Below are 13200 nucleotides of genomic sequence, written 5' to 3' on the forward strand. Positions count from 1 at the left end.
ATAGCCGTCAATCCACTGGCGGTAAACGAGGGGTTGGCTAATTTGCCGGTCAGTATCTGACTCTATGTTCGCGTGGTGGCCTCCCTGCCGTCGACGCGCGCTCGTCGATGACCGATCCGCGGTTGCGGTTCGGCAGCCAGCATCTCGATCTTCGACTCGGCGAAGACGATCTGGCTGAAACGACCGAAGCTGATCTTGCTGGCGCCGGTGGCTTCAAGCCGACGGTGCAATTCCGGCGCAGCCGCCGGTTGCAGGAACCGCGTCTCGGTCCGGGGGTGGACCAGCAGGTCTATGTCCCGGCTCTCCCGATGCCGCCAGCGCGCGGACAGGATGGTCCCGCCGCCGATTATACAGCCGCTCCGGTCCGGCGTTCGCGGCGTGACGTACGTGTCGAGGATTCCGCGTGTTCGGCTGAGAAGGGTCCGGGCGGGTTCCGGCAGCGTCAGGTCTTCCGCCTTCGGTTGGGAAGTCATCGTCGCGCGAGCCGGTTCAGTTCTCTCGCGACCACGGGGTGATCGGCCTTCGCTCTGTGAATGGCCGCGACCAGCTCGCGCACCGTGTACACCTCTTCGGCCCACGCCAGGACGATCTCGTCGGACCGCGCCTCCTTCGTCCACATGCGGATCAGGGCGCGCTGCCGCTTTGTCGGCATCTCGGCGTGGATTGCGTCGTAGAACTCGGCGCTCGTCGGCTGGGTCGCCCACCCGCAACAACTGCTGTTGATGCGGCCGTCCACCGTACTGCTGCGCGCGCGGATGGCGGACGGATCGTGTCCCGGCAGGTACTCGTCGCGAAGCCTCGCGTCGGCCCCGCGGTCGCTGAACGCCTCCGGCGGCGCCAGAACATCGGGTTCCTCGTCCCGGTTCGTGACCTTCGCCTGCCGGCGCAGGGCGCGCCACTCGTCCAGTGTCATCGTCGTCTCGGATGCAAGACTCCTCTCCGATTCTAGCGCCGCCAAACCCAAGGGCCGTCGACATCTACCGCGCGTCGCGCGATGGCGTGGAGCTGCCCAAGCCCATCCTGCGTGCGAGTTGATGCGAGACGAAGTTCCCGGCATCGGGCATCGCCCGACAGCAATCTCAATCCTGTCGATCATGACCGTCGGCGCCCCGGATTGATCCAGCGCAGGTTGGGAAACCGAGCGAAGTCGTTGTCGAAAGAGACGAGCGTGGCGCCGCGAGAAATCGCGAGCGCCGCGAGATGGGCGTCGGAAGTGAGATTCCCGCCGGTGCCGGTCTCCGAGAGCAGCCGTTCCAGATGACGCCAATGTTCGTCCGTCTCTCGCACCAGACGAACCGTTGGCTGGCCAAGCCAGCGGTTGACCCGCCGACACGCCTGCTCGACGGTGAGCGGTCGTGGGAGGGCGGCGGCGTGCGTGCTCAGGCGCAGGAACCCGGTGACGACGGACCAGGCGAGACCGACCGGCTCATCGCCGTTGAGCGCGGACTCCCACCACGTGCGCGCCTCGACGTGATGCGCGGCCGCCGTGTTGATGGCGTAGAGGACGACGTTGAGATCGACGAGCGTCACTTGCGCTGCTCGAGCTTGCGAAGCGTTTCCTCGTCTTCGAGTTGCGCAGCAAGCGCCAAGGCGCGATCGAGGTTCACGCGCGGCTCGCCCAGATCGGCCACCTCTTCCCGGTAGCGCCGGCGCGGGCGAGAAGTGCTGGCGCGACGATCCAGTCCGACACGCAGTACGTCGTTCGCCACACGCGTCAACGACACGCCCGTCTCGTGAGCGCGTGCCTTCATCTCTCGGAGGATATCGTCGGCGATGGTCAGCGTGGTACGCATTGATGCACCATAGCATCATTATTAGTGTCATCAATATGAAACCGTCGGATCTCCACCTCCATGCGGTCGTAGATGTCGACGACCTCGTCCGTGAAGCGGGCCAGCGGGTCCTGTTGGCCGAGCCGGACCAGGTGAATGCCTTCCCGGAGGTCGGCGCACCTGGCGAGGTGCTCGGACCACGCCTGGTCGATCTCGTGAAGCGTCACCGCGACCTCGGCCCGGCGCACGGCGTCCTCTCCGCACGCCGCGACGAGCTCGCCGTAGCGGTCGGGTACGCTGCGCCAGACGGCCGGCGCCTCGCGGCCGTGCAGCAATGCCCGCCGGCAATCCATCAGCCTTCTGCGCTGCTCTTCGACGATCTCGGTGTAGCGGGAGAGGGTGCTCCTGATCTCGTGGTTCTGCCCTTCCACGATCCGCTGTGCGCGGGCAATCTCCTCCCGCACGATCGGCTGCTCGATCGGCTCGTCGTGGCGCGCCGGCATGATGCGCGCCGGAATGAGATTCCGGATGCCGTACCGCACCAGCAGATCGTCCTCCAGGCTCACGAAGAAGCGGGACTCTCCCGGATCGCCCTGGCGGCCGGCCCGCCCGCGGAGCTGCAGATCGACGCGGCGGCTCTCGTGACGGTTGGTGCCGATGACGTGCAGCCCGCCGAGGGCGACCACCTGATCGCGCTCCGCTTCGTCCGCGCCTCCGAGCCGGATGTCGGTGCCGCGGCCGGCCATGTTGTTCGAGATGGTGACGGCGTCGAGCCTTCCGGCGCGCGCGACGACACGCGCCTCCGCCGCGTCGTTCCTGGCGTTCAGGACCTCGCACGCCACGCCCGCCGCACGCAGCCGTGCCGCCAGGCGCTCCGATTCCGCGACGGTGAGCGTGCCGACGAGGACCGGCCGCCTCCGGGCGTGCACGCGCCGGATCTCGTCGACGACGGCCAGCTCCTTGGCCTCGCGATGCGTGAACACCACGTCCGGCCGGTCCATGCGCACCGTCGGCCGGTGCGTCGGCACAACGACCGTCTCGAGCCCGTACAGGCCCCTGAGCTCGTCCGCGGCGTCCTGCGCGGTCCCGGTCATGCCGCATAGATGCGGGTAGCCGCGGAAAAAATGCTGCAGCGGTATCGAGCCCAGAATCCGCCCGTCCGCATCGGGCGCGATGCCCTCCTTGGCTTCGAGCGCGGCCTGCAGACCGTCCGGCCAGTGGCGGTCCGGGACGACACGGCCGGTGAACTCGTCGATCATGGCGATGCGCCCGTCGCGGACCAGGTAGTCGACGTCTCGCCGCAACAGTACCCGGGCGTGCAGAGCGCAGTTGAGCTCGGTCAGCAGCGCGCACTGCCCGGCATCGTGCAGACTGGACACGCCGAGCACCTGCTCGAGTTGGGCGAGTCCCGTCTCGGTCAGCTCGACGCTCCGGCGGTACTCGTCGGTGTCGAAGTCGACGCCGGCCGCCAGCGCCGCCACGATCTCCGCGAGCCGCCGCGCCCGGGAATCGCGCGGCTCTGCCCGCCCGGCGACGACCAGCGGGACGCGGGCCTCGTCGATGAGCAACGAGTCCGCTTCGTCCACCAGCGCCATGTGGAACGGCCGGTGCACGACATCGTCGGGGTCGGTCGCCCGCAGGTCGCGCAGGTAGTCGAACCCTGCTTCCCTGGCCGTGACATAGGTGACGTCCGCGCGATACGCGCGGTGCCGGACGGCTGGGGTCATGCCCTGCTGGACGGCGTCCACCGAGAGGCCGAGCATGCGGTAGACCGGTCCCATCCACTCCGCGTCGCGGTGGGCGAGGTAGTCGTTGAAGGTCAGGACGTGCACGCCGTTGCCGGTCAGCGCGTGGAGGGCCGCCGGCATGACCGCCGCCAGCGTCTTGCCTTCCCCGGTCTGCATTTCGACCACCCGGCCCCGGGCCAGAGCAAGCGCCGCGACCACCTGCACATCGAACGGCCGCAGGCCGAGGGTACGGCCGGCGGCTTCCCGCACCAGCGCGAAGAGCGGCGCCTGGAGCGCGTCGAGCGCGAGCCCGGCCTCCGCCCCGGCACGCAGCTCGGCCGCCCGCCGCGTGATCCGTTCATCGGACAGGCCGGCGACCTCGTCTTCGAGCCGGGCGATGTCGGCGAGCGGCTCGTCGAACGCGCGCAGGTCGAGTTCGACCGGGGACCCGCCGAGTCGGGCGAGGCGGTGCCGCCATCCGATGCGGTTGCGTACTCGGGGGACTGCGCGATGCGATGCGATCATGGAAGCCTCCTGCTGATTTCTGCACCCGGAGCGTGGCGAGCCACCCAACGCAGAGAGTCGGCTCGCCGGCCGTCGAGACGACGGCGGCTACACGAGGGCGAATCGAGCAGGAGGAGCGCGCGAGGGAACGAGCGCGAGCAGCGCGAGGAGGCGTTGGTTGCCGCGAGCCGCGGCGGGCCGCCGTAACCGGACGGCGAGATCCGCGTACAGAATCCACAGCGGCGCGAGCAGCGCGGCGAGATCGCCGGCCACGGACGCGGTGACCGCCGCGAACACCACGAGCCCGACGCACAGCCAAGTGAGCGACTTCCGCAGGTGGATCATCGGGCTCTCTCGACGCTATCGCGGATCCCGACCCAGGTCAAATGCACCGCTGCCTACGGCCACAACCCAGCACCACCGCGACTTCGCCTTCCAGGCCGGGCACGCCGACGAGGACGGCGCGCTCGACACCTTGCGGGTGGCCGCTGGACCCGGGGGAGACCATGCGCTCCGGCCGCCTACCGCCACAGTCCCAGCACCGCCGACATGATCGCGATGGACGCGATCTGGTAGCCGGCGTCGATCAGCCACACGCTCAGCGGCTTGCTCGAGAAGCGGTTGTTGGTCAGTCCCACGGTGGCCGAGAACCCGAGCCACATGTGCAGGCCGACCGCGAAGATCGTGCCGGCGCTGTCGCCGAAGTGCGGGGCGATCATCGCCAGCATGGTGGCCATCACGAACCAGCAGACGAACGAGATGACGTAGTTCGTGCCCACGCTCGCCTGCATGGCCTCGACGTCCGCCTGCGTGTAGCCGTGTCCGGCCATCCACGACTTGGCGAAGAGCAGGGGCGAGTACCACAGCGCGCCGAGGCCGAAAGTGAGAACCGTCGCCAGGCCCACCGCCAGGAAGTTCACGTCCGACAGGTGCATCGGTTCATCCTTCGCTGTTCTTGTCGTTCATCGACGGTATCGTTTCCGCCATCGGGCCGGGCTTGGTCGTGAGCCTGCGGTCATGTCGTACAAGCTTCCTGTCCGCACACATGGAGACGATCTCACGGGCTGCGATGTTCCGCCCGTGCGGTCGGCGGGCACAGTTCCCGTAGCACACGACGCTCGGCAATCGGAGACGGACGCACGGGATCTGGACGCGTCATTTTGATGCGCAGACAGCATCATTGTGGTGCTATTCTTGAAGCGTTGGCGGGAGGAGTGCATTCGTGACGCAGGGAATCGTCGCCCATGGGGTTGCGGGGCGGCCGGCGGGTGGGATTGCGGACATCGATGTCTCGCCCGCTGCTTTCGTCGATCAGCCCGTGTTCATCGAGGCTGTCCGAACCGGACTACGTGGGGAAGTCGTGAAGCAGACCCTCGATGTCGTCGGATACCGGGAACTCATCGTGCGACTGCTGGGTACGACGTCCGGCAACCTGCACCGGGTATACCGCCGCAAGGCCCTCGGTCAGGCGCAGTCCGAAGCGCTCCTCGATGCGCTGCGGGTCTTCGATCACGCCGAGCGGACGTTCGCGGGCCTTGATCCGGCGCGTGAGTGGCTGGAGGCGGCGCTTCCGGCCCTTGGCGGCCAGCGGCCGATCGATCTCTGCGACACGTTCGAGGGACGACGCCTGGTGCAGAACGCGATTCGCAGAATCGAGTACGGCGAGTTTCCCTGATGCGCCTGTACCGCATCTGTCATGTCGATCATCTCGACGACTACAGCGGACTTGGGGCGAGTTACCGGGACGGCGGACGCTGGAACGAACCCGGCGTAGCGGTGCTCTACTTCGCCGCGACGGCGAGCGTCGCGATGCTGGAGATGGCGAACTACCTGCCGTCACCCCGCCTGGTACCCGCGGGCTACCGTTTGGGCATCTACGACATCAGCGGGAGTCCGTCCATGGAGCGCTGGACGGTGGATGACCTGCCGTCCGACTGGGATCGGTTTCCGTATCCGCCGACCACCCAACGAATGGGTTCCGACTGGTTGAGGCACGGGACTGCGTCCCTGCTCGCGATCCCGAGCACCACCGTGCCTGGCGGACTCGAGAACATCGTCCTCGCCAGTCCGGCTCGACTCGGCACGGTGTCGATTCGCCTGAGTGCCGTCCAGGAGCGCCTCTACAATCCGCGGGCATTCGGGAGCGCAACGGCGAAGTGAGGCGAGTCGAACACGGTCTCGCCGCTTCTACGATCGAGGAATCCGCGTCATCGGGCTGACCGCCGACGTGCGACCCGCCGGCGGCAGGCGGCGCGCTTGCGGCCTCAGCCGGCTGCCCGCCGCCGCGCCAGGACCGGCGCCGATGCGGCCAGGACGGCCAGCAACAGCAGGGCCGCCGCGAGCGGGCGGGTGACGAAGACGGTGGGATCGCCGCCGGCAATCGCCATCGCCCGCCGGAACTCCTGTTCGAGCAGCGGGCCGAGGACCACCGCCAGCACGGTGGGCGCGAGCGGAAGGCCGTAGCGCCGCATGACGCAGGCGAGGAGGCCGAGCACGTAGACGACGCCGACGTCGAAGATGTTGTTGTTCAGCGTGTAGACGCCGAGGGTGGCGAAGGCCAGCACGGCGGCGAAGAGCAGCGGGGTCGGCACGCGGAGAAGCTGCACCCAGATGCGGATGAGCGGCAGGTTCAGGATCAGCAGCAGGGCGTTCGAGACGTAGAGGCTGGCGATGAGGCCCCAGACCAGCGTCGTGTCCTGCGTGAAGAGAAGCGGTCCCGGCTGGAGGCCGTACATCTGGAAGGCGGCGAGCATGACGGCGGTGGTGCCCGAGCCGGGGATGCCGAGGGCCAGCAGCGGCACCAGGCTGCCGCCGGCGCTGGCGTTGTTGGCGGCCTCCGGTCCGGCCACCGCTTCGATGGCGCCGTCGCCGAACTCCTCCGGCGTCTTCGACGCGCGCCGCTCGGCGTCGTAGGCCAGGAAGCTCGCCACCGTGGCGCCCGCACCGGGCAGCACGCCGCAGAAGAAGCCGATCACCGTGCCGCGCGTCCAGGCCGGCCACGACCGGCGCCACTCGGCGCGGGTCAGGCGCACCGGGCCACCGACGGTCTGCCGCTCCTCGGCGGAACCCGACCCTGCGCGGGCGGCACGCGTCGCGGCGTACCAGAACACCTCCCCGACCGCGAACAGGCCGACGGTGACGACTACCACGTTCACCCCGCCCAGCAGTCCCGCCATCCCGAACGTGAAGCGCGCCTGTCCGGTCTGCACGTCGATGCCCACCGTGCCGATGGCCAGGCCGATGAGCGCCGCGGCCAGTCCCCTGGCGAGGGAGCCCGGAGACAACCCCGCCAGCGCCGTCAGCGCGAAGACCATCAGGGCGAAGTACTCGGCGGGGCCGAAGGTCAGGGCGACCTCGACGAGCGCCGGCGCCAGGGTCATCAGCATCAGGGTGGCGAACGTGCCGGCGATGAACGAGCCGATCGCCGCCGTCGCCAGCGCCGCGCCGGCGCGCCCCTTGCAGGTCATCCGGAAGCCATCGAGGGCGGTCATCACGCTCGATGCCTCGCCCGGCATCTTCACGAGGATGGAAGTGGTCGACCCGCCGTACATCGCGCCGTAGTAGAGGCCGCCGAACAGGATGAAGGCGCCGACCGGATCGAGGCCGAAGGTGAGCGGCAGCAGCATCGATATGGCCAGCGCCGGGCCGACGCCGGGCAGAACGCCGACCGCGGTGCCCAGGGTCACGCCGATGACGCCGAGCAGCAGGTTGACCGGCGCGAGCGCGGCGCCGAAGCCGACCGCGAGGTTGTCGCCGAGCTGTGCCAGCGCTCCCATGTCACGGCCCGAGGAGGCCCGCCGGCAGCCGGAGTCCCAGCAGGAGACTGAACAGGGCGTAGACGGAGAACGCGACGACCACGGCCGCGAGCAGGTCGCGGCCCCAGCGCCGGCTGCCCAGCAGGCGCGCTTCGAGGGCGATGAAGGCGGTCGTCGCCGGCAGGTACCCCAGCGGCTCGAGCAGGGCGATGTAGGCGAGGAAGAGGAGCACGCTGGGCGCGGCGGCCCGCCAGTCGCCGGCAGGTGGAGCGGCGTCGGGGGCCGGGATCGCCTGCGTCCCGGCCTCGTCGGGAGCGGGGGCCTGCTTCCTTGCCGCGCCGGCCCGCGCGTTCGCCGGGCCGGAGGAGGACGCATCGGCGGCTCCGCGGGCCCGGGCCCGGTACGCCGTCGACAGGGCGACGGCCACGAGCGCGATGCCGATGCCGATCGGAAACACGCGCGGCCCGACGGCGGCATAGCCTCCCTCGGGCTCGGAAATCAGGAAGGCGGCCGCCAGGTAGCCGGCGCCGAGAGCGAGGAGGCCGGCGCCGAGTCGCCACTCGTCCTTGCCGGTCCGTTCTCGGGACTGCGTGTCGGGCGCCGCCTGCCGGGCCATCGGCGTGGTTCTCCGTCCGGCGCGCGGAATCAGCGGATGAGTCCGATCGCCCGCAGGGTCGTATCGACCGTGGCGATCTCGTCCTGCAGGAACGCCTCGAACGCCGCGCCCGGCAGGAAGCTGTCCTCCCACTCGTTGGCGGCAAGGATCTCCCGCCACGCTTCCGATTCGCGCATGCCCTCCAGCGCGCGGATCAGCCAGTCGCGGGTTTCGTCGTCGGTCCCGGGCGGTGCGGAGATTCCCCGCCAGTTCGAGAGGACCACGTCGAGGCCGCTCTCCCGCAGCGTTGGCGTGACGCCGTCGCCGGTGCGCTCGGGCGACGAGACGGCTATCGGCCGCATGCGGCCGGAGGCGATGTACGACTTCCACTCGCCCACGCCGGACAGGCCCAGCGTGACGTGACCGCCCATCACCGCCGCCGCCGCCTCGCCCCCGCCCGAGTAGGCGATGTAGTTCACCTGGCGCGGATCGACGCCGGCCGCCTGGGCAATCAGACCGGCGAGAATGTGGTCTATGCCCCCTGCCGAGCCGCCGGCCCAGCTTACCGCCGCGGGGTCTCGCCGGAAGTCCTCCAGCAGCTCTTCGATGGTGCGATACGGGGAGTCGGCGGGCACGGTGACCACCTCGTACTCGTTGAGCAGGCGCGCGAGCGGCACGGTCTGGTCGATGGAGACCGGGCTGGCGTTGGTGCGGATGGAGCCGAGCATCACCTGTCCGAACACCATCAGGTTGCGCGGGTCGCCGTCGTAACGGGTGACCATGTCGGCGAGCCCTATGGTTCCCCCGGCGCCGCCCCGGTTGACCACCTCCACCGGGACGCCGAGGATGCCGGTCTCGGTCCACACCTGCTGGATCTGGCGCGCCGTCTGGTCCCAGCCCCCGCCGGGGTTGGCGGGCGCGATGAGCGTGAGCGCCCCCTGCGGGTAGCCCGCGGCGGTGGGCGCCAGCGCCCCGGGTGGGCGGTCGGTGTCCGGACCGCCGGCGCATCCGGCTGCGAGGAGCGAGATCGCCAGGAACGCCGCGCGCAGGTTGGATGACATCATCGGCTCGTCTCGTGTTCCGGGATCAGGGTACCGCGAGCCGGCAGGCCGCGTCATCCGGTGGAGACGCCTCGGACGTTGACGGGGCACGGCGGCGGCCATAGCATGGCGGGCGTGACGACCGGAAGCCGCATCCGAGCCGCGCCGGCGCCGTCGGCGCCTCCGGCCGCGGGTCTCCGGCCCGCACGGCCAGGTCCGGCGTGCCGCACCGTCGTCGACTCACTGCAAAAGGGGGGGATCATGCGTCTTACCAGGCTCACGGCATTCACCGCGTCGCTTCTCCTGATCGGCGTCTCCGTCTCGGCGCAGGACCGGATTCCGGCCGAGGGCGGCGATGTCGTCATCACCCCGATCCTCCATTCGAGCGTGCAGATCGAGCACGGCGGCACGGTCGTGCACATCGATCCGTGGACCGCCGGCGATCTGTCGTCGGCCAAGCCGGCCGACCTGATCCTGGTGACCGACGACCCGGCGCATCATCTCGATCCCGCGGCCATCGCGCAGCTCCGCAAGCCGGGGGCCCCGGTCATCCTGACCGCCGCCGCCCACGCGGCGTTCGGCGACGGCGAGGTGCTAGCCAACGGCGAGAAGGGCGTCTTCGCCGGCGTGCCGGTGGAGGCGGTGCCGGCCTACGACATGACCCCCGGCCAGCCGTGGCACCCGAAGGGGGAGGCGAACGGCTACGTCATCACGCTCGGCGGGAAGCGGCTGTTCTTCTCGGGCGTGGGAGAGTGCGTGCCGGAGATCCAGGCGCTCGAGGGCATCGACGTGGCGTTCATGCCGATGAACCTGCCGGTCGACCGCATGCGCCCGATTCCGGTGGCCGAGTGCGTCAAGACCTTCGGGCCGGAGCTGGTCTACCTCATCCATTACGACAACGCCACCGCGCGCTGGTTCGGCAATCGGGAGCTGCCCCGCCCGAACAACGTCGAGCAGATCGCCGGGACGATCCAGGCGTTGCGGGACGCCCTAGAGGGCGAGCCGATCGAGGTGCGCGACGGCGACTGGTATCCGCGATAGGCCCCGTGGGGGTCGAGCGCGCGTCCTGGTCGCGCGGTGTCCGGGCGGGTTGCTCCCGCGCACTCCCCGCGTCAGGTAGCATGGACGTCGTGCGGCGCCTCTACGACGCGGAGCCCGCTGAACGCGAGCGTGTCGTGCACACGCTGACCGCGGCGTTCGAGTCCGAGCCGGACCTGGAGTTCGCCTGGCTCCACGGCTCGTTCCTCAGTGGCGGCGGCTTCCACGACGTCGACGTCGGCGTCCACCTGAACGGGGCGGAGGACGTGCGCTCCCGGCGCGCCCTGGACCTGGGGCTGCGGCTGGACAGCGACACCCGGTTCCCGGTCGACGTACGGGTGCTCAACGATGCACCGGTCACCTTCCTGTTCCATGTCTTCCGGGGCGGGCGCCTGCTGCTCAGCCGGAACGACGAGCGGCTGGCCGATCTGATGGAGCGGACGGTCCGCGAGTACCTGGACATGGAGCCGCTGCTGCGCCGGGCCACCATCGAGGCATACGGCGCGTGACGCTCAACCCGGATGTGATCCGCGCCCGGTGCGCGGAGATCGAGGAATCGGTGCAGCGGCTGGAGGCGCTGGCCGCCGTTCCTCTCGCCGATTTCCTCGCCGATCGCGACTCGCAGGATATCGCGTCCTACCGTCTCCTGGTCGCCATCGAGGCCGCGCTCGCGCTCTGCTATCACGTGTCGTCGCGCCGGTTGCGCACCACGCCGGCCGACTACGCCGGTTGTTTCGGGCTACTTGGCGAGGCGGGCATCGTCGCGCCCGATCTCACCGAGCGGTTGCAGAGCATGGCGAAGTTCCGCAACCTGCTGGTGCATGTCTACTGGGAGGTCGACTACCGGCGGGTGCATGCCGTGATGCAGGAGAACCTCGGCGACCTGCGGGCCTTCGCGGCGGCGGTCGTGGCGTTGCTGTGAGTCAGGATGTCGATGGGCTCTGCGCGCGATGACCAAGCCAGCGACGGCGAGCATCCTCAGAGTCAGATCGGCACGCAGGCCAGCGATCTCCGTCCGCAACTCGGCGAGTCTCGCCTTGCATCGCTCGGATGTAACGTGATCCCCATGGTCGGCGGCCTGACGGACGGCGTCTGTCACCGGTGCCGCTTCAGCCACGCGCGCAGGCGCCCGGCCTCTTCGGACGCGGACGGGTCGAGCTCGGCCTGGTAGAGCCGGCTACGGACGACGAAGAGGTCCATCTCGTCCGGCGTCGTGTTCCGCTCGACGATTTCGCTTACCTTGTGCCGGAAGAAGGTGGTCCAGTCGGGCCGGCGTCCGTCGAGATCGGTGAAGCCGTATTCCTTCGCCAGTCCCCAACTGGAGAACAGGCCGCCGCTCTTCTTCGCCACGTGCGGATCGGCGGCCAGCGCCGCGATGGCCCGGCCGACGAAGCACGGCGTCTCGGACTCGGCGAAGTAGGGATCCTTCTTGATGCCGTCCCGCCAGTTCGCCTCGGTGACGCCGAAGGAACCGAGAACCGCCTCGGAGCGCAGGAACCCCGGCGTGATCGCCAGCGCGGTCACGTGATGGGCGTGCAGGTCCGCGGCCATGGCGTAGGCGAGCCGGATGACGGCGTTCTTGGCGAGATCGTAGAACAGGTTGCCGCGGTAGCCGTGCGTGTCGCCGTCGGTCACCTCGACGATCAGCCCGGCGTTGCGCTCGACCATCAGCGGCGCGCCGTGCCGGCTGGTGATGATGTGGCTGTGGACGGCGCGTTCGACAAGCTCCTGTCCCCGCGGGATGGAGAGCGTCCAGAACGGCGATCCCCACTCGGTCAGCGCGTCGCCGCCCCAGACGTCGTTGACCAGTACGTCCAGTCGGCCCTGCTCGGCGCGCACGCGGGCGAAGAGCCGCTCGACTTCCTCCTCCACGGTGTGGTCAGTCCGGACGGCGATCCCGCGGCCGCCCTCCGCAGTGACCTTTTCCGCGGTTCCTTCAATCGTCTCCGGGCGCCCCGCGGTGGCGGGCCGTCCCAGCGTGCTGCGGCCCGTGCAGTACACGGTCGCGCCCGCCGCGCCCAGCATGCGTGCGATGCCGCGGCCGGCGCCGCGCGTGGCCCCCGCGACGACGGCCACCCGTTCACGGAGAGGCTGGTCCGACATGGTGCAAGACTTCGTGAAGCGCTGCTCTCGGTGAAGGTCCGCGGTGCTGGCGGCTGCTGCTCAGTCCCAGACCTCGCGCTGGATGAGCCGCTCGATGTGGGCCAGGTGATGCCGACCGTGCCAGGCGTAGGAGCCGACCGTGACCGCCAGCGTGGCGGGGCCCGACTCGGGGTGCACGAACTCGCGCCGCAGTTGCGCCCGGCTCAGGCCCCGCAGCAGGCTGACCCAGCGGCCGTGCAGGGCGTCGAGCAGGTCGAGCGAACCGGCAATCGGCCCCTTGCTGTCGGGCAGCACCGCCCATCCCTTTTCGTCGTAGGCCTTGATCGTCGGCCTGTCCTCGGTCAGCGCCCACTTGAAGCGGATCAGGCTGTTCATGTGGCTGTCGGACAGGTGATGGACGACTTGCCGCACCGTCCAGCCGTCGGGGCGATACGGCGTGTCGAGCTGAACGTCCGTCAGGCGCACAACGGTTCGCCGCAGATCGGCGGGCAGCGCCGCGATGTCGTCGATCCACGCGTGGACCTGTTCCTGCGTGACCGGGTCTGCGGGCGAGAACTGCCCGATGGGATAGCGGAGATCCGGTGTCTGTAAACTCATCGAGTCGGTTCCGGTGCAGAGGTGGCGATACATCGAGAGTAACGGATTCGCCGCGGCGGCGTCCTGATC

At 69.6% G+C, this 13200-nt stretch carries 14 protein-coding genes and 1 pseudogene; 4 read left to right on the plus strand and 11 right to left on the minus strand.

Features of this window, described 5'->3' with window-relative positions; translation table 11 throughout:
* Positions 1 to 62 precede the first annotated feature (62 nt).
* From F4X11_10115 to F4X11_10140, 6 genes and pseudogenes are all read right to left on the minus strand, one after another.
* Complete coding sequence (locus F4X11_10115) at positions 63 to 977, minus strand: hypothetical protein (GenBank protein ID MYN65368.1); 915 nt, start codon at positions 975 to 977, stop codon at positions 63 to 65.
* 115 nt (positions 978 to 1092) lie between these two features.
* Positions 1093 to 1530 carry a type II toxin-antitoxin system VapC family toxin gene (locus F4X11_10120; GenBank protein ID MYN65369.1) on the minus strand — a complete coding sequence of 146 codons (438 nt, stop codon included), beginning with the start codon at positions 1528 to 1530 and terminating at the stop codon, positions 1093 to 1095.
* Positions 1527 to 1628 (minus strand): annotated as a pseudogene (locus tag F4X11_10125) (antitoxin). The gene F4X11_10120 and the pseudogene F4X11_10125 overlap by 4 nt, the downstream one beginning before the upstream one ends.
* 149 nt (positions 1629 to 1777) lie before the next feature.
* Positions 1778 to 4024: an accessory Sec system translocase SecA2 gene (secA2, locus tag F4X11_10130; protein MYN65370.1), complete on the minus strand. Its 2247-nt coding sequence runs from the start codon at positions 4022 to 4024 to the stop codon at positions 1778 to 1780.
* An 87-nt stretch (positions 4025 to 4111) separates the two neighbouring features.
* Entirely contained in the window at positions 4112 to 4348 is a 237-nt protein-coding gene (locus F4X11_10135; GenBank protein MYN65371.1) for a hypothetical protein, read from the minus strand.
* A gap of 176 nt (positions 4349 to 4524) precedes the next feature.
* On the minus strand, positions 4525 to 4938 hold the full coding sequence (locus F4X11_10140; GenBank protein ID MYN65372.1) for a DUF1761 domain-containing protein: 414 nt from the start codon (positions 4936 to 4938) through the stop codon (positions 4525 to 4527).
* Between the two features lie 338 nt (positions 4939 to 5276).
* Here F4X11_10140 and F4X11_10145 point away from each other — a divergent pair, with 338 nt between their 5' ends.
* Positions 5277 to 5678 (plus strand): DUF2384 domain-containing protein, encoded by a 402-nt coding sequence (locus F4X11_10145; protein MYN65373.1) that lies wholly within the window; start codon positions 5277 to 5279, stop codon positions 5676 to 5678.
* Positions 5678 to 6163, plus strand: a complete 486-nt coding sequence (locus F4X11_10150; GenBank protein ID MYN65374.1) for an RES family NAD+ phosphorylase — start codon at positions 5678 to 5680, stop codon at positions 6161 to 6163. Before F4X11_10145 ends, F4X11_10150 begins: the two co-directional genes overlap by 1 nt.
* 104 nt (positions 6164 to 6267) lie before the next feature.
* Here F4X11_10150 and F4X11_10155 read toward each other — a convergent pair whose 3' ends face one another.
* From F4X11_10155 to F4X11_10165, 3 genes are read right to left on the minus strand one after another with little or no spacing between them, the layout of a single operon-like run.
* Positions 6268 to 7779, minus strand: coding sequence for a tripartite tricarboxylate transporter permease (locus F4X11_10155; GenBank protein MYN65375.1), 1512 nt, complete (start codon positions 7777 to 7779; stop codon positions 6268 to 6270).
* 1 nt (position 7780) lies between these two features.
* Positions 7781 to 8374 carry a tripartite tricarboxylate transporter TctB family protein gene (locus F4X11_10160; GenBank protein MYN65376.1) on the minus strand — a complete coding sequence of 198 codons (594 nt, stop codon included), beginning with the start codon at positions 8372 to 8374 and terminating at the stop codon, positions 7781 to 7783.
* Positions 8375 to 8403: 29 nt separating this feature from the next.
* The gene (locus F4X11_10165) at positions 8404 to 9414 is read right to left on the minus strand and encodes a tripartite tricarboxylate transporter substrate binding protein (protein ID MYN65377.1); all 1011 of its coding nucleotides are present in this window, start codon (positions 9412 to 9414) and stop codon (positions 8404 to 8406) included.
* A 105-nt stretch (positions 9415 to 9519) separates the two neighbouring features.
* On the opposite strand from F4X11_10165, the gene F4X11_10170 reads away from it, so the two are divergent.
* On the plus strand, positions 9520 to 10434 hold the full coding sequence (locus F4X11_10170; protein ID MYN65378.1) for an MBL fold metallo-hydrolase: 915 nt from the start codon (positions 9520 to 9522) through the stop codon (positions 10432 to 10434).
* A 184-nt stretch (positions 10435 to 10618) separates the two neighbouring features.
* Positions 10619 to 11353, plus strand: coding sequence for a DUF86 domain-containing protein (locus F4X11_10175; GenBank protein ID MYN65379.1), 735 nt, complete (start codon positions 10619 to 10621; stop codon positions 11351 to 11353).
* A 173-nt stretch (positions 11354 to 11526) separates the two neighbouring features.
* Here F4X11_10175 and F4X11_10180 read toward each other — a convergent pair whose 3' ends face one another.
* Positions 11527 to 12534, minus strand: a complete 1008-nt coding sequence (locus F4X11_10180) for an SDR family NAD(P)-dependent oxidoreductase (protein MYN65380.1) — start codon at positions 12532 to 12534, stop codon at positions 11527 to 11529.
* A gap of 60 nt (positions 12535 to 12594) precedes the next feature.
* Positions 12595 to 13131, minus strand: a complete 537-nt coding sequence (gene bstA, locus F4X11_10185) for a bacillithiol transferase BstA (GenBank protein ID MYN65381.1) — start codon at positions 13129 to 13131, stop codon at positions 12595 to 12597.
* Between the last annotated feature and the right edge of the window lie 69 nt (positions 13132 to 13200).

This window comes from Acidobacteriota bacterium (genome assembly GCA_009861545.1).
Taxonomy (GTDB): Bacteria; Acidobacteriota; Vicinamibacteria; order Vicinamibacterales; family UBA8438; genus WTFV01.

Bases quoted from the DNA above. Each gene is read 5' to 3' on its own strand.
- F4X11_10115 (MYN65368.1), bottom strand. From the start codon at position 977: ATGTCGACGGCCCTTGGGTTTGGCGGCGCTAGAATCGGAGAGGAGTCT.
- secA2 (MYN65370.1), bottom strand. From the start codon at position 4,024: ATGATCGCATCGCATCGCGCAGTCCCCCGAGTACGCAACCGCATCGGA.
- F4X11_10135 (MYN65371.1), bottom strand. From the start codon at position 4,348: ATGATCCACCTGCGGAAGTCGCTCACTTGGCTGTGCGTCGGGCTCGTG.
- F4X11_10140 (MYN65372.1), bottom strand. From the start codon at position 4,938: ATGCACCTGTCGGACGTGAACTTCCTGGCGGTGGGCCTGGCGACGGTT.
- F4X11_10150 (MYN65374.1), top strand. From the start codon at position 5,678: ATGCGCCTGTACCGCATCTGTCATGTCGATCATCTCGACGACTACAGC.
- F4X11_10155 (MYN65375.1), bottom strand. From the start codon at position 7,779: ATGGGAGCGCTGGCACAGCTCGGCGACAACCTCGCGGTCGGCTTCGGC.
- F4X11_10160 (MYN65376.1), bottom strand. From the start codon at position 8,374: ATGGCCCGGCAGGCGGCGCCCGACACGCAGTCCCGAGAACGGACCGGC.
- F4X11_10165 (MYN65377.1), bottom strand. From the start codon at position 9,414: ATGTCATCCAACCTGCGCGCGGCGTTCCTGGCGATCTCGCTCCTCGCA.
- F4X11_10170 (MYN65378.1), top strand. From the start codon at position 9,520: ATGGCGGGCGTGACGACCGGAAGCCGCATCCGAGCCGCGCCGGCGCCG.
- F4X11_10180 (MYN65380.1), bottom strand. From the start codon at position 12,534: ATGTCGGACCAGCCTCTCCGTGAACGGGTGGCCGTCGTCGCGGGGGCC.
- bstA (MYN65381.1), bottom strand. From the start codon at position 13,131: ATGAGTTTACAGACACCGGATCTCCGCTATCCCATCGGGCAGTTCTCG.